Source organism: Neopusillimonas aromaticivorans (genome assembly GCF_030344915.1).
Lineage (GTDB): Bacteria > Pseudomonadota > Gammaproteobacteria > Burkholderiales > Burkholderiaceae_B > Neopusillimonas > Neopusillimonas aromaticivorans.
Genome location: NZ_CP128233.1, coordinates 2,110,308 through 2,130,203 on the forward strand (window position 1 = coordinate 2,110,308; position 19,896 = coordinate 2,130,203).

Here is a 19,896-nt window from a genome sequence, read left to right on the forward strand (position 1 = left end):
TGCGGGCGCTGATTACCTGGTGCGTGGTGCGTCGAAAAACGGTGGTGCTCGGTACGGTGGCCCTGCTGGTCGTTGCCATTGCCGGCATGGCGACGGTCGTGCAGAAGCAGTTTTTCCGGCGTCCGATCGGCCCGAGGTTCTGGTCAGTGTCTATCTGCCTCAAGGCAGCAGTATCCGTGTTACCGATGACACCGTGCGCAAGGTCGAGGCCCTGCTTTCGTCAGATGACGATGTGCGCAGTCTCTCGGCGTATATCGGGGGCGGAGCGCCCCGGTTCTTTATTTCGGCCAGTCCTGAAATGCCTGATCCGGCGTTCGCCAAGCTGATTGCCGTGACGCATGATGCCAAAGCGCGTGACCGTGTGATTGCACGGTTGCAGCAGGCGATTGATGATGGGGCTTTCCCCGAAGCCCGGGTCCGGGTCAAGGGGTTGTTGTATGGCCCACCCGTCATCTGGCCGGTGGCGTTTCGTCTGATCGGCCCGGACGCTGCCGTTCTGCGCGAGCTGGGGCATGCCGTACGCCAGGAAATGCAGAAGAGTCCGCATGTGCGCGATGCCCATCTTGAATGGGATGATCGCGCACCGGCATTGCATCTGAACATGGACCCGGCACGCTTGCGCTTGCTGGGCCTGACCCCGCTGGAGGTGTCGCGCCAGCTGCAGTTCCTGCTTGAGGGGTGACGGTGACGCAGTTGCGTCAGGATATTCGCACGGTCAGTGTGGTGGCTCGCATCGACCGGCCCTGGGTGGGCAGTGATGATCCCGAGGTCTTGAACCGTCTTGAAATTGTGACATCGCAAGGTCGGAAGATTCCGTTTGCGCAGCTGGGTTCGGTGGACACGCGATTCGAGGAGCCGTTGATCAAACGGTATAACCGCCAACGTGTCCTGATGGTGCAGGCAGACATCCAGGGCGCCCAGCCCAACGATGTCAGCAACGCCTTGTGGGCAGCGCTGGCTTCAGTGCGCGATAGCCTTCCGCCGGGTTATGCCCTGCAAATGGCAGGCACCATTGAGGAATCAGGCAAGGGCGAGGCCTCCATCGCGAAACTGCAACCTCTTATGGTTGCGGCCATGCTGGTGTTCATCATGCTGCAAATGCGCTCGTTTTCAGGCACGTTCATGGTGATGGCCACAGCGCCGCTGGGCCTGATCGGGGCGGTTTTGGCCTTGCTGCTGTTTAATCAGCCGTTTGGTTTTGTGGCGTTGCTGGGGCTGACTGGTCTGGCGGGTATTCTGATGCGCAATACCCTGATCCTGACGCAGCAGGTTGCCGATAACTTCGAGGCAGGTATGGCGGCCTTCGAGGGCGTCGTAGAGGCCGCCGTGCAGCGTGCCCGACCGGTAATTCTCACGGCGTTGGCGGCCGTATTTGCCTTTATCCCCCTGACCTTCGACACATTCTGGGGCCGCTGGCGTTTGTTCTGATCGGGGGTGTTGCGGTGGGCACGGCCATTACGCTGCTGTTCGTGCCGGCGTTGTACGGCTGGTGGTTCCGGATTCGTGCCTAGACCTTCTCCAGGTCGTTGTGAATCTGTATTAGTGCCTGCTTCAGCCAGGTGATTTGTTCGTCGGTGAAGCTTTGGGTGGCCACCGATTCAAAGTGCGCCGCCAACGGCATCAGCTTTTCAACCAGTTCCTCGCCGGCCGGCGCCAGGGTGATGCTGACCATCCTGGCGTTATGCTCAGGTCGCACGCGCACGACCAGCCCTTTGCGCTGCATTGTCGTGATCAGACGCGACAGCGTTGATACCTCGACAGTGACCATGGCGCCAAGGTCGCCCAGGCTTTGAGCCCTTCCTGACGCAGGACCGCCATAACGCGGTACATCGGCAAGGTCAGGTCAAGTTCGGCCAGACGGACCGAAAACAGTTCGCCCATTTTTACCCCGACGCGGTTGAGCAGATACGGAAAAGAGCTGGTGAATTTATAGGTCATGGGCAGGTCGGGGTTAGTTCATGGGTGAGGCTGGTACCGCGTTTCTGGTGAGCGGATACGGCGGTTTTCGTTAGCTGGGCGCATCTTGGGTATATCGGACACATGACATGACATAGCCTGTTCATGATGTTACCCCTGCGAATGTTAGAACATTCTGCCGTATCTGGTGCAGCCCGAAAAATACACCATAGACACTTTCTATGGCAACTATTTACTAAACAACATTTGTATTGACAAATTTTGTGAATCATAAGAAAGTAGCGCCGTACGCGTAAAAAACCGGGTCAATCGGCCGACTGCGCGACATTTCATTAATTAAAGACGCGTGCGCCGCAGTTGGGCGTGGAAACGCCGCAAGTGCTGCACCGGCAGGTACGACGCGATTGACGTGTGGGCCTGCAACCGAGGAGACTATGTTGGACTGGAAAAAGAAAATCGTATCGGCCGCACTGGCCGTAGGCTTGGGTTTGTCTGGCTTTGCTGCCCAGGCGTTTACCCTGAAAGTATCGTCACCCACCAACAACGATTCCATTTTGAAGTGGATGGAAACCTTCAAGGAAGGCGTTGAAAGCGGTTCGCAGGGCAAGATCAATGTCGAGCTGTATCCCGCCAATCAGCTGGGCCAGATTCCGGCCACGGTTGAGGGTGTGGTGTTTGGCACGATCGAGGTTACAGCTCCCGCGTCAGGGTTCTTTGTCAAACTTGATCCGCGCTTTGAGGTCTTTGACGTTCCGGGCCTGTTCAAGAGTTTCGAAAATGCCCAGCAGGTATTGTCGGACCCGCAGATTCTCGAACGCATCAGCAAATATGGCAACGACAAGGGTGTCACAACCATTGCGGCCTTCCCGCATGGCCCTCTGGCGTTGCTGACGCTTGACGGCGTACGTCAGGTGTCAGACCTGAAGGGCAAGAAAATTCGTGTTGCCGGACCTTCGCCGCTGTACGTTGCCCCTTACAAGAAGATGGAAGCCGCCCCGGTTTCAATGGCACTGGGCGAGGTTTTGCCCGCCATGCAAACCCGTACGGTTGACGGTTTGCTGGCCGGCGTGCCGGTGTACACCACGGGCAAGTTCTATGACGTCGCCAAACCCATGACCATCCTGCCGCAAAGCTACCTGATCGTTACGGCGGTGGCCAGCAATGCGTTCCTGGACAAGATCGGCCCTGATCTGGCCAAAGTGGTGCGCGAGGCGGCTGTGAAGGCACTGCCTGTCACCAACGAATGGAACCGTACGGCTGTTAATAAAGCGTTTGATATCTGGAAGCAGAATGGCGGTGAGGTGATCGAACTGCCCGCGCCAGAGCAGACCGCCTATCTCGATGCCGTCAACGCGGTCATGCCCGAGGTGACGAAAGCCAACCCGGCCCTGCGTCCTGAGCTGGAAGCGTTCAAGGCGGCACAGTGGCGCGTCGGCAAGTAGTGGTCGGCTGACACCTTACGCTAATCGATCCCGCGATTCCGGGTGCGCTGCGGCGCACCCTTTTTGCCCAGAGAGTTTCTTATGTTGTCAATGATTGCCCGTGTCAGCGGTGCCATCCAGGCGGCGCTCGCCTTTGTTTTGATGGCGATGGTTCTGCTGTGTTGCGCCAATATTGTTCTTCGTTATTTTTTGATATTAGTTACCTGGCCGCTGATGAGTTGCTGGTTTTCGGTATGGTGGCCATTGCATTTTTGGGCGCAATCAGCATCAGCGCAGAGCGTCAGCATCTGCGGATGGATGTGCTGGTGCATTCCGCCCCTCCTGCTGTCAAGCGGTTGCTGGGTATTCTCGAATCGCTGGTTACCGTCGGGGCCGCTGGCTTCATGACGTGGGCGTCTGCGGGTTTTGTTCAGCGTGTTTATGCGATGGATCAGCGCAGCAGCATGGCTGACCTGCCGATGTGGTTGCCGCATGGCACGGTGATGGTTTGCTTTGGTGCCATTACCTTGATTGCGCTATTGCGTATTCCACAATTGCTCAAGACTGAAGGAGAGCTTTCATGAGCTGGACGTTAGGCGCTTTGCCCGTATTGCTGTTGTTGATGGGGTTTCCGATTTTCATTGTGTTGCTGACGGCAGCGACGGTGACCCTGGTTCTTTACATGAGCGTACCGATGGTCGCGTTACAGCAGACCATGTTTGCTTCAGTAAATGCGTATGCGTTGCTTGCGCTGCCGCTTTTCATTTTCGCGGGCGAGATCATGGATCGGGGCAGCATTGCCGATCGTCTGGTCAATCTGGTGCGGGCCTCGATTGGCCGGGTGCCCGGGAAGATTCCACTGACTGCGGTGGGTGCGGGGGCGGTTTTTGGCGCGATCAGCGGGGTGGGTGCGGCGTCGGTGGCCACCGTCGGCAAGGTCATGCACCCTTCCTTGAAAAACGCCGGCTATAGCGACGGGTTTTCGTCGGGTTTGCTGGTTTCTGTAGGTGCTGTCGGTGTGATTTTGCCGCCGTCGGTACCGATGATTATTTACGCGGCTGCCGCTGACCAGTCGATTCCTCGCCTGTACGCCGCGGGTATTGGACCAGGTCTGTTAATTGTCGCCATTCTGGCGCTGTATTGCATTTGGGTAGGGCGTAAACATCCTGGTGATGATTCCAGCCCGCTGCGCCTGAGCGTGTTATGGAGTGCGTTGAAGCGCGGAGTCTGGGCAATGGGCGTACCGGTTGTCATTATCGGTGGTATTTACGGTGGTGTGTTTTCGCCGACGGAAGCTGCCGCAGTGGCGTGTTTGTACGCCGCCTTGGCAACAGTCGTATGCATGCGGGTGCTGCCTCTTCGTGGTTTGCTTGACGCGGCCATCAGTACCGTCCGTTTTAGTGCACAAATTCTGGTCATTGTGGCGTGCGCTGGCGTATTTTCGTGGATGATCACGGTCAACCAGATCCCGGCTCAGTTGGTGAGCTGGATCACGGCGGCCGAGTTCAGCAGCTGGCAATTGCTTTTTGGCATCAATATCCTGCTGCTCCTGATCGGCTGCGTGCTGGACCCGTTGTCGGCCATCTTGCTGCTGACCCCGTTGCTGGTGCCCGTGATTACCGCTGCCGGTGTCGATCCGATTCACTTCGGCATGATCCTGACGTTCAACCTGGCGATTGGTTTGTTCACCCTGCCCTTCGGCATCAACATCTTTGTGATGCAGTCCCTGTTCAGAATCCCGTTGCCGGTTATTTACCGGGGGCTTATGCCTTTCCTGTATCTATACCTTTTTGCACTGATTCTGGTGACGTACGTTCCGGCGATTTCTCAATTTGGTGTTGATTTGCTGATGTAAATATTGCGTTGACAACATTTGCATTTGCAATTTAATATTGGCAAAACAATAAATCCATGCCTGTAAAAGGAGACAGCATGAACGCACCCTTTGCGTCACCAGAGGTTGTCAGCGCGAACTTTCGTTCCCTGATGCGCCAGTTCCCGGCAACCGTTACCGTGATTACCGGCCGCCACGATGGTGTGGATCACGGCATGACGGCAACGGCCGTGACCTCGGTTTGCATGGACCCGCCAGCACTGCTGGTTTGTCTGAACAACCGTACGTATCTGCACGACATGCTGTCGCGTCAGCCCGAGTTTGCCGTCAACGTGCTGGCCAGTACCCAAGGCGGCATTTCGGATGCATTCAGCGGCAAAGCCACCCCCGAAGAGCGTTTTTCCCATGGGGAGTGGACACGCCATGAGTCGTCTGGACTGATGACCCTTCAAACCGCCCATGCTCGTGCAATTTGTCAACGCATTGCTGCGGTTCCTTACGGCACGCATACCTTGTTTATCGGGCGCGTTCTTGATGCCTTTACGGCAGAAACGACGCGTCCTTTGCTGTACGAGAACGCGCAGTACTGCAGCACAGCCCCCGCAGTCTGAACGTCTAGCCAATAAAACCAACAGGAGACCATCATGATGATTGACACGAACGTCGAAGCACTGGAACGCAAATCAGACGAACAGACCACCCTGAAACAGCGCGTTGCCGGTCTGGCCGTGCAGTTCAGGAACAATGCACTGAGCACCGAGCGCGCACGCCGGGTGCCGGCAGCACATATTCAGGCCTTGCGTGAAGTGGGCTACTTCGACATCGTCAAGCCCGCACGGTTTGGTGGCAAGCCCGGAAATTTTGTGGATCTGGTCGATGCGAATATCGATGTGGCCGCCGCTTGTGCCGCCACGGGCTGGGTTGCCGGTTTGTTGTCGGCCCACCAATGGTTGCTGGCCATGTTCCCCGAGCAAGCTCAAATGGATGTCTGGGGTGAAAACCCTGACGCGCTGCTCTGCGGGTCGTATGCACCGGTCAATATGGCCACCCGGGTCGACGGCGGTTATGCCCTGAGCGGAAGCTGGAGTTTCGCCAGTGGCTGTGAAAACGCCGACTGGTCGTTGTGTGCGGCCGTTCTGCCCGGTAGCGATGGCCAAAAGCCGGTGCCGGCCTTTTTGCTGGTGCCCGCGACACAATACACGATTGAAGACACCTGGGATGTTGTCGGGTTGGCCGGTACCGGGTCAAAGACACTGATTCTCGATAACGTTGTGGTTCCGGCCCATCGTGTCCTGACATTCCCGCAAGCGGTTACCGGAAAAACACCCGGCGCCCAACTGTATAAAGACCAGGCGTTGTTCAATATGCCTCTGCTCACCGGCATCCCCTCATGTCTGGCTGGCGCGGGTGTCGGCGCGGCCAAGGGGCGCTGGAAGGTTACATCGAGTCGGTCAGCCATCGGGTCACTCGTGGCGCCGTAGCCGGTGGCAACAACCGCATGGCCGAATTTGCCACCATTCAGTTGCGTGTGGCCGAAGCCGCTGCCAGCGTTGATGCGGCCCGTGAAATCTTGTTGCGTGATGTCACCCGGGCGCAGGCACTGGCCGCCCAGGCCGAGCCGTTCCCGGTCGAAGATCGCTTGTTAAGCCGGCGCGGCCAATCGTTTGCAGTCAGCCTGGCCTTGCGTGCCGTCGAGGCCCTGAACGCCTCAACCGGTGGTCTGGGCCTTAACATGGACAACCCGGTTCAGCGTGCATGGCGTGACGCCAACGCGGTTGGCCGTCATATCAGCATGAATTGGGACGCTGTCGGCACCATGGTCGGACAGCACATGCTGGGTCTGGAGCCGAAAGGCCAGTATTGAATTTTCATAATCACAACAATCAAGGAGCACTTATGCAAGGCAAAATCGCCCTCGAAGAACACTTCGCTATCCCCGATACCCTGATGGACTCTGCCGGTTTCGTACCCGGTGACTACTGGACTCAACTGCAGGCCCGCCTGCTGGATATTCACGGTCAGCGTCTTGACCTGATGGACAAGCACGGCATTGAGACCATGATTCTGTCGTTGAATGCCCCTGCTGTTCAGGCGATTCCCGATGTGCCACGCGCGATTGAAATTGCGAAGAAGGCCAATGATTTTCTGGCCGAAGAGTGTGCCAAGCGTCCGGATCGCTTTCGTGCGTTTGCGGCCTTGCCCTTGCAAGACCCCGAAGCCGCGGCACGCGAACTCGAGCGCTGCGTGAACGAACTGGGTTTTGTCGGTGCTTTGGTGAATGGTTTCAGCCAGCGTGATGCCGATACCCCCTGTATTACGACCTGCCCGAATATCTGGACTTCTGGAGCGTGGTGTCGAAGCTGGATGTGCCGTTTTACCTGCACCCGCGCAACCCGTTGCCGCAAGATGCCCGTATTTATGCCGGCCACCCCTGGCTGATGGGCCCGACCTGGGCGTTCGCGCAAGAAACCGCTGTGCATGCCTTGCGTTTGATGGGCTCTGGCCTGTTCGACAAGCACCCCAATCTGAACATCATTTTGGGTCACATGGGTGAAGGCCTGCCCTACATGATGTGGCGTATTGATAATCGTAATGCCTGGGTCAAGGTGGCGCCGAATTATCCAGCCAAGCGTCGCATTGCTGACTACTTCAACGAAAATTTCTACATCACGACATCGGGCAACTTCCGCACCCAGACATTGATCGATGCCATGCTGGAAATCAGTGCCGACCGCATCCTGTTCTCGACCGATTGGCCGTTTGAAAACGTCGACCATGCCGCCGACTGGTTTGACACGGCCACGATTTCAGAACTGGATCGCCAGAAGATGGGGCGCACGAACGCCAAGAAACTGTTCAAGCTGTAAACGGGTAATTCGTGCCGGCGAGAGTGCCGGCATCGTTTGGCCCAGTAAAGCCGCCTTGCATAGCATCAGGCGGCTTTTTTGTTTCTGGAGTGGAGGGTTGTGCCGGGTGTCGAAGCAGCGGCTGATGTCAGATCAGTGCAGGACCGGGGTCGTTTCGGGCCCGGCGTTTTAACGTTATCTCAGGCCCGGCGCTTTAATGTAGCGGACGGCAGTTCGCCATAACGCTGCTGGTACGCCGCCGAGAATTGCCCCAGGTGCGAAAAGCCCCAGCGCAGCGCTACCTGGGTGACGCTGGTGTCTGGCCCGGGGTTGAGCAAATCGTGATGAACTTTTTCCAGGCGCCGCTCTTTGAGCTGGCGCATGGGAGAGGTATTGCGGTATTTACGAAAGCCGGCGAACAGGCTGCGAATGCTGACGTCGACATGTTCGGCGATATCGGCGGCCGTGATGGGCAGATGGGCGTGGTGTTCGATATAGGCTTCGGCCCGCTTTACAAAACCGGGCGCTACGGGGTGGCTTCGTTGCTGGCCTGCTGGTTATGCTGCAGGCTGCACAGCAGCGATACCATCAGGGTTTCTTCAAAGCGTGCGGCGACCAGGGGCTGGTTGAACAGGTCACCTTCAGAAGCTTCGAACAGTTGCCATTCAAGCAAGCGCTTGAGTGACTGCACCAGAGGGCTTTCAAAGTTGATGGCCGGGTCGAAGTGAAGGGCGCCGCGCAACAAATGGCCGTAGTACTGGGCGCACTGCTGTTCAAAGGCCTTGCGTTCGACGCGAATGAACAGTTTTTCGGCGTTTTTTTCATGGCGCATGCGAAACGCCAGTTCGGGGCTGATGATGGTGCCTACGTTGGTGCTCGACAGAATTGAATGCCGGTCGCACTGAATGGTTTCGTGACCCGCAACCGGAATTTGAATCAGGTAAAAATCGTCGAGATTGCCGGGTTCGATGTCAACGGTTGCGCCATACAGCATGCGCCCGTAGCTGACACGATTGCCGCGACGGAAATGAATTTGGGTATTAAGCGCCTGAGACTTGCCGACGACCTTCAGATCGTGGTCACAAAAAATACGACTAACCTGTTGCCTGACTTCTTCGGCATCATGTGAAGTAAATTTCGGGAAACGACTAAACAAATGGCCGCGCAACAGCGCTGGTGATGCCGCCTGCATGTACATTTTCCTTTGGCGCCCGGATCTGAGCCTGTTGCCGGAAAATGGCACCAGTTAGACGAAAAACGCCCCAAAGACACAAAGGTGACAGTTTATACCTAAACTGTTTTTTGTGCCTCTGGGGTTTTTCCTTAGGTCAGGACTGCTGACCGAGTCAGTTCTTGATGAATGACCCGTAACCACCTTGCCAGTAGGTCAGGGGATCGGGACCTGCATTGATTTCAATGCGGGTGACCTGGCCGACAATCAGCGAGTGCTGATGGTGTGTCCAGACCTTTTCGACGTTGCAGGCATAAGCGACCAATGCGCGACTCGACAGCCAGACACCATCTTCGGTCTGGAACCAATCGTCGTCTGCAAAGCGTTCAGCACCTTTAAGCCCGCCCTTGCCCGAGAAGTGTTCGGCCACAATCTGCTGTTCTTTCTTCAGCACATTGACGCCGAATTTCCCGGATTTTTCGATGACTGGCCACGATGACGAGTTTTGGTTCACCGAGATCAGCAATTCGGCGGGGTCCATCGAAATGGACACCACTGAAGTTGCCGTCAACCCGGTGCGTTCGTCGCCGTGAGCGGCGGTGATTACCGAGACACCGCCAGCCAGCTGGCGCATGGCGGATCTGAAGTCCTGATTAAGTGTTACGTCGTTCATGCGAATTTCTTGCGGATACCACGAGCCTCAAGGATGGGCAGAACGTTGTCGCGGAAGTAAGGGAACTCTTCAGCGTAGTCGAAGAACGACAGCGTTGTACCACCAAAGCCGGTCTCGTGAAGTTGAGTGATGCCGTCAGCGACTTGCTCGGGTGTACCGACCAGCGGGAAACCGCCGTGACCTGCTGCGAAGCGTTCGCGGATCAGGTTCATCAGGTCGTGCGGGAAGGAGTGAGCGTGTGCAAATTGCAAACGGATGAGGTTATCGACAGCGGCCCAGTCGGCGTTGTCTTGCAGTGATTGCCAGACTTCTTTGGCTTCGGCTTCGGTAGGACGGCAGATAACGTGCGAGAACGTCAATACGCCAACCTTGCGACCGGCCTGGTCTAGGGCTTGCTGTTTAAGTTCTTTCAGTTCTTCTTTCGAGCGCTCGAGGTCGATAGCCGGTGTGAACAGGAAGTCAGCATTGCGGGCAGCGAACTCACGACCCAGACCGGAACCTGCCGCATTATAGATCGGGGGCATGGTTTTTGGCTTGGGGTTGCCGTAGGTGCGTGTGGTCTTGAAGTATTTGCCGTCGAAGTTGAACGGCTGATCTTCTGTCCAGATGCGCTTGATCATGTCGTACCATTCCTGGGCATAGCCGTAGCGCGTTTCGTGATCGTCAGGCAGGTTCTGGCCAAGCGCGTCGTACTCGGGCTTGTTCCAGCCGGCAACGATGTTCAGGCCAACGCGTTCGTTGCTGATCTGTGCCATGGTGGCAATTTGCTTGGCGACTACGACGGGGTGGTTGCAAGCGGTTTGTACAGTGGCGAAAATGGTCATGTTCTGGGTGTTGGCCAGCAAGGCTGTTGCCCAGGTCACGGTTTCCAGCACGTAGCCGTGGAAGTCGGTCTCACCGCCGTAACCGATCCAGCGAGCGATCGGGAGCATGAAGTCCATGCCGGCAGCGTCCATCATTTTGGCCAGCTTGAGGTTGCTTTCCCAGTCGGCTTTCCAGCGGTTAGGCAGTTTTGAAACTGTCATGCCGCCCGAGCAGTTGGTCGAGAAGGTGCCCAGCTTGAAGTGGTCACGCTTGAGGAAGTTATTGGTTTCCATGAAGTCTCCGATGCACTGTGAATTGTAAGGGTCAGTGGACTTGGCATTACCGCAGGCGGAAGATGCCACAACCGAACAGTACTGTTTCAGGCCGGTTAAGCACTATCTGATTTGTGCAGGGCCTGTCGGAATTGTGCATAAATGTATCGAAGAAAAAGGGACGCATCGCGCGTCCCTTTGATTTTTATAGGTATTTGATACTAAACACTATTTTATTAGGGTTTTCCCTTATTTGTGCTTTGCGGTTTTCTTCAGGGAGATGACGACACCACCAATAAGCAGGGTAATTGTTACACCTAGCGACAATGCCGCCGGGATCTTGCCAATGAAGTTCACCAGGAAGATCTTGGAGCCGATGAACACCAGGATCAGGGCCAGTGCATACTTCAGATAATGGAAGCGGTGAATCATGGCAGACAGCGCGAAATACAGCGCACGCAGGCCCAAAATGGCGAAAATGTTGCTGGTATAAACAATGAACGGGTCGGTGGTGATCGCAAAAATGGCCGGAATCGAGTCCACCGCAAAGACCAGGTCGGTCATTTCGACCATGACCAGGGCCAGGAACAGCGGGGTGCCGACGCGGACCAGCTTGCCGGTTTTGGGGTCAGGTTGCTTTACCCAGAAGGCATTGCCGTGCAACTGATCGGTCAGGCGCATGTGTCGTTTGACGAAGTTCAGCACCGGGTTCTTGTCCATGTCAGGTTGTGAATCGGCCATGAACCACATTTTGATACCGGTGAACACCAGAAAGGCACCGAAAATGTACAGTACCCAGTCAAACTCATTGATCAGTGCAGCGCCCAGGCCAATCATGATGGCGCGCAAGACAATGACCCCCAGGATGCCCCAGAACAGTACCCGATGCTGGTACTTGGGCGGGATGGCAAAGTAGCTGAAAATCAGTGCAATGACAAAAATATTGTCCATTGACAGTGACTTTTCAATCAGGAAGCCGGTGTAGTAGTCCAGGCCTTGCTGGGCGCCCATGTACCACCACACCCAGCCGCCGAACAGCAGGGCGGCGGCGATGTAGCCGGCGGAAAGTATCAGGCTTTCACGAATGCCGATTTCGCGTTGCTCTTTGTGCAAGACGCCGAGGTCAAGCACCAGCAGGGTAAGGACGATGGCAAAGAAGAATAGCCAGGTCCAGCCCGGCACGCCGGCTAACGGCGTTGAAAGTAGGGGAAGCAGATCAGCCATGATGAAACCTTTGGATTCTGATGAATGGATTTACGAACGACAGGCCAAATTCTGCGCTTTTGGATACTTCGGAAAAACCATATTAGAATTGAATTTAATTTCTGTTTTTACGAAATAAATCCAAAGGTCCTCATGCTCGATACCTTGAATTACCGGCACCTTTACTATTTCTGGGTGGTTGGCAAGGAAGGCGGGTTTTCGCGTGCGGCCGAGCGCCTTGGCGTGGCGGTGCAAACCATTTCGGTTCAGGTGCGTGAACTGGAGCAGTCGCTGGGTTGCCAGCTGCTCAAGCCCGAGGGTCGCGGCGTCACCCTGACCGAGGCAGGCTCGGTGGCGTTTTCGCGCGCCGAAGAAATCTTTCAGTTGGGGCAACTGTTGCCCCAAGATGTGCGTCAGGCGGCGCACAAGCGTGTGGCGCGTCTGGCGGTGGGTTTGTCAGACGGAATTTCAAAGCTCGCGGCGCATGCCTTGCTGGCCCCGGTGTTGCAAACCCCTGACCTGCATCTGGTGTGTCATGAAGACGAGTTTGACCGGTTGCTGGTGGAACTGAGCTTGCATCACGTCGATGTAGTGCTGGCCGGTCAGGCCGCGCCGTCAAGCAATACCCTGCGTTTAAGCAGTGAGCGTCTGGTGACATCCCCGGTTGACTGGTATGGGCCGGCCCTCTGGGTCAAGAAGAAAGAGGTCATGGCGTTTCCGGCTTGCCTGGAAACATTGCCCGTGTTGTTGCCGACCGGGCATTCCGAATTGCGCCGGACGCTGGATCGCTGGTTTCACGAGCAAGGCCTGCGCCCGAATGTGGTGGGTGAGTTTGAAGACAGCGCCTTGATGGCCGTGTTCGCTGCCCAGGGAATGGGGGTGTTTCCCGTGAGCCATTTTGGCGCCGAACAGGCCAGGTTTTTAAAAGGGTTGCGGTTCCTGGGGCAGACCCCGGGGTGTGCGAAGAGGTCTATGCCATTCGCACCCGCAGGGGGCATCAGCATGCGCTGGTTACCGCCCTGGTCGCCGCGGTCAGGTAGCGGGCTGTTGGTTGCAGCTTTACGAGGCCTTCAGGGGTTAAGGTGCATGCGGCTCTCCCAGGTCTGCAACGGCAGCGGGGGGACCGCCGAAACCGTACGCTCAAGCACCGCCTTCAAAGCGTCCAGGCCACGGTCTGACGGCCATCGTTCCGGGGTGATGGCAACCCATCGGCCATGGGTATCGCGTTCCGCAATGCGGAAGCGGAACGAGTAGTATCCGGTGCCCAGGCCCATGCGAAGGTCGGTGGCCACCAGATGCGTGTCGATAATGTCATAGCGTATCCAGTCGCCCGAGAACCAGCGCAGCCCGTTGATCATCGGGTCATCGGGGAACCGGTCTGCCATGGAGGTGTTCAGTGCGGCCTTGACGTGTTCACGCGGGGCCTTGTCCAGCAGGCTGGTGATGTATTCATAGTAGTGGTCGTCGTTGGTGCGGGCCACGACACGCCACAACAGAATGTTGAATGGGCCCGGTGTGGAAAAGATCGCCTCAACGCCCACGCCCGATTGTTCCAGCGCTGTGCGTACCCGCGATTCGGCCACGGTCTTGCCGGCCAGTGACACGCACAGGTACACCACGCACCAGCCTAGCGCCAGGGCATTCATGCGTTGCACCCGTGGCCGGGCTCCCCAGCCTATACCGGCAATCGCGGCGATCAGCATGGGGACTGTGAAAAACGGGTCAATGATGAAAATGCTTGACCAGCTGGTTGGTGTCGGCATGAACGGCCAGAACAGCTGGGTGCCGTAACTGGTGAAGGCGTCAGCCAATACGTGGGTGATGAAGATCAGCCACAGGGTAACAAACAGGCGTTTCCAGTCGTATTGCGTTGCCGGTGGCCACTTGCGTATCAGCCAGGTCAGCAGCAAAGACAGCGCCGTCAGAACGAACACCGAATGCGAGAAACCGCGGTGGTTGATCATGTTGGCGATGGGGTTGCTGTAACGAATCAGCACATCGAGGTCAGGCAGTGTGGCCAGAATGGCTCCGGCGACATAGGCTTTGCGACCGTGATAGCGGCCCAGCATGACGCCAGACACACTGGCACCCAATACGGCTTGTGTTACGGAATCCATAAGAATCAGGTCTGGAAAGGGGTTTTGATGATAGCACCGGCACTTCGGGGCTTTTTGCGCCATGTCGTGCGGGTTGCTTTGCCGTAATCCGGATAGAGTCATGGCGTGCCGTTTGGTTCACCATGAACTGGATAAAATAGCGGGGCAGATGTTTGTGCTTCCCGTCAATCTTTCGCTGCGACGCCCGCTGGCCGGGGCGCGGCTTTACAAGGAAACCGCCTTGTTCAACGTACTTTCCGCCTACGCCGGCGACCCCATTTTGTCTCTTCAGGTGGCCTATCGCGATGACCCTCGCGCCGACAAGATCAACTTGAGTATCGGTTTGTATTACGACAACGAGGGCCAGGTGCCCTGTCTGGCCTCGGTGCAGCAGGCCCAGGCGCGTGTGTCAACGTCGACCGAACCCAGCATGTACCTGCCCATGAGCGGTGATCCGGCGTATTGCAAGGCCAGTCAGGCCTTGCTGTTCGGTGACGACGCCGAGATCGTCAGGCAGGGGCGGGTCGCAACGATCCAGACCGTAGGCGGGTCGGGAGCCTTGAAGGTGGGCAGTGACCTGATCCGTCGCTTTTTTCCTGACATTGAAGCGCGTATCAGCAATCCAACTTGGGATAATCATCGCGCCATTCTTGAGGGTGCGGGGTTCAAGGTGGATACCTATCCGTATTTTGATCGCGATACGCAGCGCGTCGATTTCGACGCCATGAAGGCGGCGTTGCGTGAACTGCCTGCACGCACGTTGGTGCTGCTCCATCCCTGCTGTCATAACCCTACCGGGGCCGACTTAACGCCAGCGCAATGGGACGAAGTCGTCGAGATCATTGCATCGCGCCAGTTGCTGGCGTTTCTTGATATTGCGTATCAGGGCCTGGGGAAGGGCTGGAAGCCGATGCCTATCTGGTGCGGGCGCTGGTCAAGGCGAATCAGTCCTTTTTGGTGTCGGGTTCGTTTTCGAAGATTTTCTCGCTGTACGGCGAACGTTGCGGCAGTCTCAGCATGGTGTGTGCCAACGCTGACGAAGCCAGCCGTGCGTTGGGCCAGATGCAGCAGGCCGTGCGTCGTAATTATTCCAGTCCGCCTGCGTATGGCGCGAGCCTGGTTCGAACCGTACTGACCGACCCGGCGTTGAATGCGCAGTGGCGTGCCGAGGTCGATGAAATGCGGGTGCGCATGCAAGCCATGCGTGAACGATTGATTCAGGGGATGGTGGCCGAACAACCCCAGGTCGATTGGTCGTTCCTGGACGTGCAGCGCGGCATGTTTGCCTATGCGCCGGTACTGGGCGCGCATATGGTGCGGTTGCGTGAAGAGTTCGGTGTTTACATCATCGAATCGGGCCGTATTTGTGTGGCGGGGTTGAATACCGGCAATGTGGATCGTGTGGCACATGCCTTTGCGTCAGTATTGAAATAAATTTCTGTGTTTCGGCCGGGTGGTGTTCTGACCCGGCTTTCGCGCACTTAAAAGCCGCCATTTCCTAGTAATAACCCTGAAAATGGCGGCTTTGTCATGAAAATGTAGAAAAACGGGGTTACTCTCAAGGTCGCAGTTGCAAACCATTCCGAATAATCGTAACTTCCCGAGAGGTTCCAGATGTTGGTTAAACCGCGTACTCCGACCCCGTTTCGCCCCTTCAAGACCAGCGTGTTGTTGTCGGCGAATCATGAGCGTGCCAAGCAGGCATCCGCGCCACGCATCATCAGTATGAGCAGTATCGGCAACGAGCGGTACAGCAGGAAGCGCGATAACTGATCCCTATCTCGTACTGACGATTCCAGATTTCATTGTGCCCCGGCGGGTTTGCCTGCCGGGGCATTTTCTTTCCCGGTTAGTTGACGGCGTAGACCTGCAAATAGACGGCGTTCTTTTCGCGCCCGCCGGTGGCCAGGCCGAAGACGCCATTGAGCCAGGCTAGTTCTTTGTCGCTGGTTTTGAAGCGCATGAATTCGCGAAAGTAGTATTCGTCGGGGGCCACCGCTTCGCCGCGTGCCATGCGAGCCATCACTTCCGGGGGCCGTGGCGCATGCCTTGGCCCGTCAGGTGAATGAGGGCGCCATTGTCAGCTTGCATCAGGCAGCGCACTTCAAGCTCCATGACGCCGTCGTCACGCAGTGTTTGCCAGTCGCCGCCCCCATTAAGAATTTTTCCGCTGAGTTTTTCGCCTTCGAAGGTGCCGCCCAGAATCCGCACGATCCGCAGGTGGCCGGCGTCGCTTTTGCCGAAGTCCAGGATGTCATCGAGTTGGGCGTAGATTTTGAAGAGGGGTCGAGTTTGATCACGGTGTCTCCTTTTTCGAATTGTGGGTCGGGTTATTTTGATGATGATAATTCGGCTTCTGTTCTAAAGGAAGGGGCTTGGCTTCGGTGATGCTGTGTTGGCCCAGGGCAGGGTGCGGGGGACGGGGGTGTGCCTGTTCCGGCCTCGCACGGCCTCTTCGGGGCTGCCCGTTGTCCGGGCCGGCAGCGGGGCGGGCGCTAAACTCGCGGAATCAGCCAGCCCCCGGCTGGCTGAAAGCGCCCGCTCGGACACCGCGCCCTTGTCTCCCCGCCTCCGGCCCGGACAACGGCGTGCTCGAAGCCTGCACCGGCACACCCCCGTCCCCGCACCCGGGGTAAAATCAAAAATTGCGGTTCAACTTTTCCTTTTATATCGATATGGCTCAATTTCTGGTTGCTGCACTTTATAAATTCGTTCGTCTCGACAACTACCGCGAGATGCAGGCGCCGTTGCTTGAAACGTGCCAGAAGAACGATGTCACGGGTACGCTGTTGCTGGCGCAGGAAGGCATCAACGGTACGATTGCCGGGCCTGAGGCCGGTATTCGGGCGGTGCTGGCCTGGTTGCATGCCGACCCGCGCCTGGCGACGCTAACGCACAAAGAATCGTGGGCCGACAAGCAGCCGTTTTATCGCATGAAGGTCAAGCTCAAGCGCGAGATCGTGACCATGGGTATTCCCAACGTCGAGGCCGAGACTCGTGCCGGGAAGTACGTCAAGCCCGAAGAGTGGAACCAGCTGATTACTGATCCTGATGTGGTCCTGGTCGATACGCGCAACGACTACGAGGTGGCCATTGGTACGTTCAAGGGGGCGGTCAACCCTGAAACGACATGTTTTACCCAGTTCCCTGAATGGGTCAAGCAACAGTCGGCAGAAGGCGGTGTGCTGCGTCAAAAGAAAAAGTGGCCATGTTTTGCACGGGTGGCATCCGGTGCGAGAAGTCAACGGCGTATTTGCGCTCGCAGGGTTTTGACGAGGTCTATCATCTGGAAGGCGGTATTCTGAAGTATCTGGAAACGGTGCCCGAAGAACAAAGTCTCTGGGATGGCGAGTGCTTTGTGTTTGACGAGCGCGTGTCGGTGGTGCACGGGCTGGATCAGGGCAAGTATGAACTGTGCCGCGCCTGTCGTTTCCCGCTTTCTGCCCAAGACAAGCAGTCGCCACATTTCGAGCAGGGCGTCAGCTGTCCGCATTGCCATGACAAGCATACAGACGAACAGAAAGCGCGTTACCGCGAGCGTCAAAGGCAAACGGAACTGGCGCAACAGCGTCACGAGCGTCACATTGGTGCCCAACTCGAAGCCCAGAAGGCCGCCAAGGCTGCTGCCAAAGAAAAGGCCCGGCAGGCAGCGCTGGCGGGCCAGAAGGGTAAATGACGACCGGGGCTTTGCCTTTACCGGAATACGCCAGTCACGCCACGGCGCGGCCTGTGCTGTATTCGTTTCGACGTTGTCCGTACGCCATGCGCGCCCGTTTGGCCATCACCGTCAGTGGTGTGCAATGTGAACTGCGTGAAATTGTCTTGCGCGACAAGCCTGATGCCATGTTGCGGGCATCGCCCAAGGGTACTGTACCGGTTCTGGTAGATACCGATGACACCGTTATCGATCAAAGTCTGGACATCATGGTGTGGGCATTGCGACAGCATGACCCGCAGGGGTGGTTGAGGCCTGGGGTGTTGGAAAGTGGTGCTGCTGTGACTGGCGGTGCGCAGGAGGGTGATGGGCTGTCCGGCATGCTGGCGCTGGTTCAGCACTGTGATACGCAGTTCAAGCCGCATCTTGACCGCTATAAATACCCGCAACGTTACGAAAATGCCGGGCCTGCCGAGGCGCATCGGCAGTTGGCGCTTGACTGGTTGACGGGGTTGGAAGCGCGGTTGGCCACGTCAGCATGGCTGTTCGGTGCAACCCCTGCACTGGCCGACATGGCGATAGCACCGTTTGTGCGGCAATACGCCAGTGTTGATGTGGACTGGTTCCAGTCGCAGCCTGTGCCTGGCGTTCAACGCTGGTTGTCGGCGTTTCTGGCGCTGCCATTATTCGCTACGGTGATGCAGAAGTATCCGGTGTGGAAAAGCGGGGAAGCAGGTATTTTGTTTCCGGGCTACGCTGACTGAATCAAGTTACCGTCCGTAGGATTTATTTTTCAGCTCCTCCTTTGCAGCCTCACCCAACTCAGGGCGAGGCATATCATTGCAAAGCCAAGCAAAAGTCCAATTCGGGCAAGCATGAACCCGGTTTCCGGCACCCCCAGAAAAACGGTTTGTATGCCATCAAGTGCCCACCCCATGGGTGACCATTCCGATATTGTCTGTAGCCCGGGCGGCATGAGCATGCGGGGCACCATGACGCCTGCAATTGCAGCAAGAATTACATTTATGCCGCTGCCGAGAGCTGCGGCATGGTCGAAAGTGCGGGTAAAGGCCGCGATCAGCAATGCCAGGGATACCGCTGCTGCACTGATGGCGAGAGTCATGCCGGTAAACCAAGGAAGGGAAATATCCAGAGAAAGGCCCTCTGTTCCCAGCAAAGGCAATAAAACGCCTCCAACGATCAGCATGAAGGCGAGTTGTATCCAGTTCAGAATCATGAAGGCGAATAGCTTTCCACCGAGAATGACAGTGTGGGAAACACCAAAAGTTCTAAGCCTGTCCAAAGTCCTGTCATTGCGTTCCTGGATGAGCACGCCGGCAATTGGAATCACAACAAAGAACATGCCGAATATCAGCCATGCCGGTACTGTTTGCTGTACCGCTGTCATGGGTCTTCCCGAGTCAATCTCGTAAAGGTAGCGAATATCCGGGGTGTTACCGGTATCAAGTAACTTGCTTATATCGGTTTGTCCCGCCATCATGCCGGCAAACGGCCCAGCGGTCGCCAGCTTCATTTTTAAATTGACCTGCATCACAGATAAGGTCAGTTCAGCGCGCAGGCGTGCGGCAGCTGCGGGCTGGGTTTTGTGGTTTAACCAGATTTCAATTTGTTTGCTGTCCGGGATACCGTCAGGACCTAGCCAGGTGGTCAGGACGAGCACACCCGACTGTACGTCACCTGATGCAATTGCATGGCGTAAAGTGTCACGAGAGGTGTAAGACGAACCACCGTATTTATCGAACCATTCTTGCATCCATCGCTTGGCCTGTGGGCTGTCATTCTCAAGCAACCATCCGGTCTTGGGCATGTCGATCTGGGTCGTTAACGTGTTTTTGAGCGTAAACGACATGACGAGGACGAAAATTGCGGGCATCAGGAAAAGTACGGCCAGCCCGTGCGGATTACGGAGCAACAGCGTCCATTCTTTTTTGGCGATGACCAGGGTTTGATGCAGGTAATGGTTAATTTTGGCCATGAGTAAAG

At 56.7% G+C, this 19,896-nt stretch carries 19 protein-coding genes and 5 pseudogenes; 14 read left to right on the forward strand and 10 right to left on the reverse strand.

The window, feature by feature from the left end; translation table 11 throughout:
• Nucleotides 1–19: 19 nt before the first annotated feature.
• Both N7E01_RS18925 and N7E01_RS18930 read left to right on the forward strand, forming a co-directional pair.
• Complete coding sequence (locus N7E01_RS18925; RefSeq protein WP_350494842.1) at nt 20–682, forward strand: efflux RND transporter permease subunit; 663 nt, start codon at nt 20–22, stop codon at nt 680–682.
• Nucleotides 683–684: 2 nt separating this feature from the next.
• Nucleotides 685–1,428 carry an efflux RND transporter permease subunit gene (locus N7E01_RS18930; protein WP_350494843.1) on the forward strand — a complete coding sequence of 248 codons (744 nt, stop codon included), beginning with the start codon at nt 685–687 and terminating at the stop codon, nt 1,426–1,428.
• A 79-nt stretch (nt 1,429–1,507) separates the two neighbouring features.
• On the opposite strand, the gene N7E01_RS11645 is transcribed toward N7E01_RS18930, so the two are convergent.
• Both N7E01_RS11645 and N7E01_RS11650 read right to left on the reverse strand, forming a co-directional pair.
• Nucleotides 1,508–1,768 (reverse strand): MarR family winged helix-turn-helix transcriptional regulator, encoded by a 261-nt coding sequence (locus N7E01_RS11645; protein ID WP_289172989.1) that lies wholly within the window; start codon nt 1,766–1,768, stop codon nt 1,508–1,510.
• Nucleotides 1,732–1,938, reverse strand: coding sequence for a hypothetical protein (locus tag N7E01_RS11650; protein WP_289172990.1), 207 nt, complete (start codon nt 1,936–1,938; stop codon nt 1,732–1,734). Before N7E01_RS11650 ends, N7E01_RS11645 begins: the two co-directional genes overlap by 37 nt.
• Nucleotides 1,939–2,351: 413 nt before the next feature.
• Here N7E01_RS11650 and N7E01_RS11655 point away from each other — a divergent pair, with 413 nt between their 5' ends.
• From N7E01_RS11655 to tsdA, 7 genes and pseudogenes are all read left to right on the forward strand, one after another.
• Nucleotides 2,352–3,359: a TRAP transporter substrate-binding protein gene (locus N7E01_RS11655; RefSeq protein ID WP_289172991.1), complete on the forward strand. Its 1,008-nt coding sequence runs from the start codon at nt 2,352–2,354 to the stop codon at nt 3,357–3,359.
• Nucleotides 3,360–3,517: 158 nt separating this feature from the next.
• Nucleotides 3,518–3,922 (forward strand): TRAP transporter small permease, encoded by a 405-nt coding sequence (locus tag N7E01_RS11660; protein WP_289172992.1) that lies wholly within the window; start codon nt 3,518–3,520, stop codon nt 3,920–3,922.
• Complete coding sequence (locus tag N7E01_RS11665; RefSeq protein ID WP_289172993.1) at nt 3,919–5,193, forward strand: TRAP transporter large permease; 1,275 nt, start codon at nt 3,919–3,921, stop codon at nt 5,191–5,193. Before N7E01_RS11660 ends, N7E01_RS11665 begins: the two co-directional genes overlap by 4 nt.
• Before the next feature lie 77 nt (nt 5,194–5,270).
• Complete coding sequence (locus tag N7E01_RS11670; RefSeq protein ID WP_289172994.1) at nt 5,271–5,783, forward strand: flavin reductase family protein; 513 nt, start codon at nt 5,271–5,273, stop codon at nt 5,781–5,783.
• Between the two features lie 33 nt (nt 5,784–5,816).
• Entirely contained in the window at nt 5,817–6,653 is an 837-nt protein-coding gene (locus tag N7E01_RS11675; RefSeq protein WP_289172995.1) for an acyl-CoA dehydrogenase family protein, read from the forward strand.
• Nucleotides 6,563–7,036: an acyl-CoA dehydrogenase family protein gene (locus N7E01_RS11680; RefSeq protein ID WP_289172996.1), complete on the forward strand. Its 474-nt coding sequence runs from the start codon at nt 6,563–6,565 to the stop codon at nt 7,034–7,036. Before N7E01_RS11675 ends, N7E01_RS11680 begins: the two co-directional genes overlap by 91 nt.
• A gap of 32 nt (nt 7,037–7,068) precedes the next feature.
• Nucleotides 7,069–8,039, forward strand: a pseudogene (gene tsdA, locus N7E01_RS11685) (gamma-resorcylate decarboxylase).
• 179 nt (nt 8,040–8,218) lie between these two features.
• Here the strand turns inward: tsdA and N7E01_RS11690 are convergent.
• From N7E01_RS11690 to N7E01_RS11710, 5 genes are all read right to left on the reverse strand, one after another.
• On the reverse strand, nt 8,219–8,512 hold the full coding sequence (locus N7E01_RS11690) for a helix-turn-helix transcriptional regulator (protein WP_350495037.1): 294 nt from the start codon (nt 8,510–8,512) through the stop codon (nt 8,219–8,221).
• Nucleotides 8,513–8,544: 32 nt separating this feature from the next.
• On the reverse strand, nt 8,545–9,210 hold the full coding sequence (locus tag N7E01_RS11695) for a cupin domain-containing protein (protein ID WP_289172997.1): 666 nt from the start codon (nt 9,208–9,210) through the stop codon (nt 8,545–8,547).
• Between the two features lie 154 nt (nt 9,211–9,364).
• Nucleotides 9,365–9,862, reverse strand: a complete 498-nt coding sequence (locus tag N7E01_RS11700; protein WP_289172998.1) for a flavin reductase family protein — start codon at nt 9,860–9,862, stop codon at nt 9,365–9,367.
• The gene (locus tag N7E01_RS11705; protein ID WP_289172999.1) at nt 9,859–10,959 is read right to left on the reverse strand and encodes an LLM class flavin-dependent oxidoreductase; all 1,101 of its coding nucleotides are present in this window, start codon (nt 10,957–10,959) and stop codon (nt 9,859–9,861) included. The genes N7E01_RS11700 and N7E01_RS11705 overlap by 4 nt, the downstream gene beginning before the upstream one ends.
• 228 nt (nt 10,960–11,187) lie before the next feature.
• Nucleotides 11,188–12,162 carry a TerC family protein gene (locus tag N7E01_RS11710; RefSeq protein WP_289173000.1) on the reverse strand — a complete coding sequence of 325 codons (975 nt, stop codon included), beginning with the start codon at nt 12,160–12,162 and terminating at the stop codon, nt 11,188–11,190.
• Between the two features lie 132 nt (nt 12,163–12,294).
• On the opposite strand from N7E01_RS11710, the pseudogene N7E01_RS11715 reads away from it, so the two are divergent.
• Nucleotides 12,295–13,181, forward strand: a pseudogene (locus tag N7E01_RS11715) (LysR family transcriptional regulator).
• A 30-nt stretch (nt 13,182–13,211) separates the two neighbouring features.
• Here N7E01_RS11715 and N7E01_RS11720 read toward each other — a convergent pair.
• Complete coding sequence (locus N7E01_RS11720; RefSeq protein ID WP_289173001.1) at nt 13,212–14,258, reverse strand: metal-dependent hydrolase; 1,047 nt, start codon at nt 14,256–14,258, stop codon at nt 13,212–13,214.
• Between the two features lie 220 nt (nt 14,259–14,478).
• On the opposite strand from N7E01_RS11720, the pseudogene N7E01_RS11725 reads away from it, so the two are divergent.
• Together N7E01_RS11725 and N7E01_RS11730 are read left to right on the forward strand one after the other, a co-directional pair.
• Nucleotides 14,479–15,671 (forward strand): annotated as a pseudogene (locus N7E01_RS11725) (amino acid aminotransferase).
• A gap of 180 nt (nt 15,672–15,851) precedes the next feature.
• Nucleotides 15,852–16,010, forward strand: coding sequence for a hypothetical protein (locus N7E01_RS11730; RefSeq protein WP_289173002.1), 159 nt, complete (start codon nt 15,852–15,854; stop codon nt 16,008–16,010).
• A gap of 76 nt (nt 16,011–16,086) precedes the next feature.
• Here N7E01_RS11730 and N7E01_RS18935 read toward each other — a convergent pair.
• Nucleotides 16,087–16,586 (reverse strand): annotated as a pseudogene (locus N7E01_RS18935) (DUF3237 domain-containing protein).
• A gap of 326 nt (nt 16,587–16,912) precedes the next feature.
• Here N7E01_RS18935 and trhO point away from each other — a divergent pair.
• Nucleotides 16,913–17,913: pseudogene (gene trhO, locus N7E01_RS19675) on the forward strand (oxygen-dependent tRNA uridine(34) hydroxylase TrhO).
• Nucleotides 17,910–18,656, forward strand: coding sequence for a glutathione S-transferase (locus N7E01_RS11750; RefSeq protein ID WP_289173003.1), 747 nt, complete (start codon nt 17,910–17,912; stop codon nt 18,654–18,656). The pseudogene trhO and the gene N7E01_RS11750 overlap by 4 nt, the downstream one beginning before the upstream one ends.
• Nucleotides 18,657–18,685: 29 nt before the next feature.
• Here the strand turns inward: N7E01_RS11750 and N7E01_RS11755 are convergent, their stop codons facing one another.
• Nucleotides 18,686–19,888, reverse strand: coding sequence for an ABC transporter permease (locus N7E01_RS11755; protein ID WP_289173004.1), 1,203 nt, complete (start codon nt 19,886–19,888; stop codon nt 18,686–18,688).
• Nucleotides 19,889–19,896 lie beyond the last annotated feature (8 nt).

Bases quoted from the DNA above. Each gene is read 5' to 3' on its own strand.
- N7E01_RS11645 (WP_289172989.1), bottom strand. From the start codon at position 1,768: ATGGTCACTGTCGAGGTATCAACGCTGTCGCGTCTGATCACGACAATG.
- N7E01_RS11650 (WP_289172990.1), bottom strand. From the start codon at position 1,938: ATGACCTATAAATTCACCAGCTCTTTTCCGTATCTGCTCAACCGCGTC.
- N7E01_RS11655 (WP_289172991.1), top strand. From the start codon at position 2,352: ATGTTGGACTGGAAAAAGAAAATCGTATCGGCCGCACTGGCCGTAGGC.
- N7E01_RS11665 (WP_289172993.1), top strand. From the start codon at position 3,919: ATGAGCTGGACGTTAGGCGCTTTGCCCGTATTGCTGTTGTTGATGGGG.
- N7E01_RS11670 (WP_289172994.1), top strand. From the start codon at position 5,271: ATGAACGCACCCTTTGCGTCACCAGAGGTTGTCAGCGCGAACTTTCGT.
- N7E01_RS11675 (WP_289172995.1), top strand. From the start codon at position 5,817: ATGATGATTGACACGAACGTCGAAGCACTGGAACGCAAATCAGACGAA.
- N7E01_RS11680 (WP_289172996.1), top strand. From the start codon at position 6,563: ATGTCTGGCTGGCGCGGGTGTCGGCGCGGCCAAGGGGCGCTGGAAGGT.
- N7E01_RS11695 (WP_289172997.1), bottom strand. From the start codon at position 9,210: ATGCAGGCGGCATCACCAGCGCTGTTGCGCGGCCATTTGTTTAGTCGT.
- N7E01_RS11700 (WP_289172998.1), bottom strand. From the start codon at position 9,862: ATGAACGACGTAACACTTAATCAGGACTTCAGATCCGCCATGCGCCAG.
- N7E01_RS11705 (WP_289172999.1), bottom strand. From the start codon at position 10,959: ATGGAAACCAATAACTTCCTCAAGCGTGACCACTTCAAGCTGGGCACC.
- N7E01_RS11710 (WP_289173000.1), bottom strand. From the start codon at position 12,162: ATGGCTGATCTGCTTCCCCTACTTTCAACGCCGTTAGCCGGCGTGCCG.
- N7E01_RS11720 (WP_289173001.1), bottom strand. From the start codon at position 14,258: ATGGATTCCGTAACACAAGCCGTATTGGGTGCCAGTGTGTCTGGCGTC.
- N7E01_RS11730 (WP_289173002.1), top strand. From the start codon at position 15,852: ATGTTGGTTAAACCGCGTACTCCGACCCCGTTTCGCCCCTTCAAGACC.
- N7E01_RS11750 (WP_289173003.1), top strand. From the start codon at position 17,910: ATGACGACCGGGGCTTTGCCTTTACCGGAATACGCCAGTCACGCCACG.
- N7E01_RS11755 (WP_289173004.1), bottom strand. From the start codon at position 19,888: ATGGCCAAAATTAACCATTACCTGCATCAAACCCTGGTCATCGCCAAA.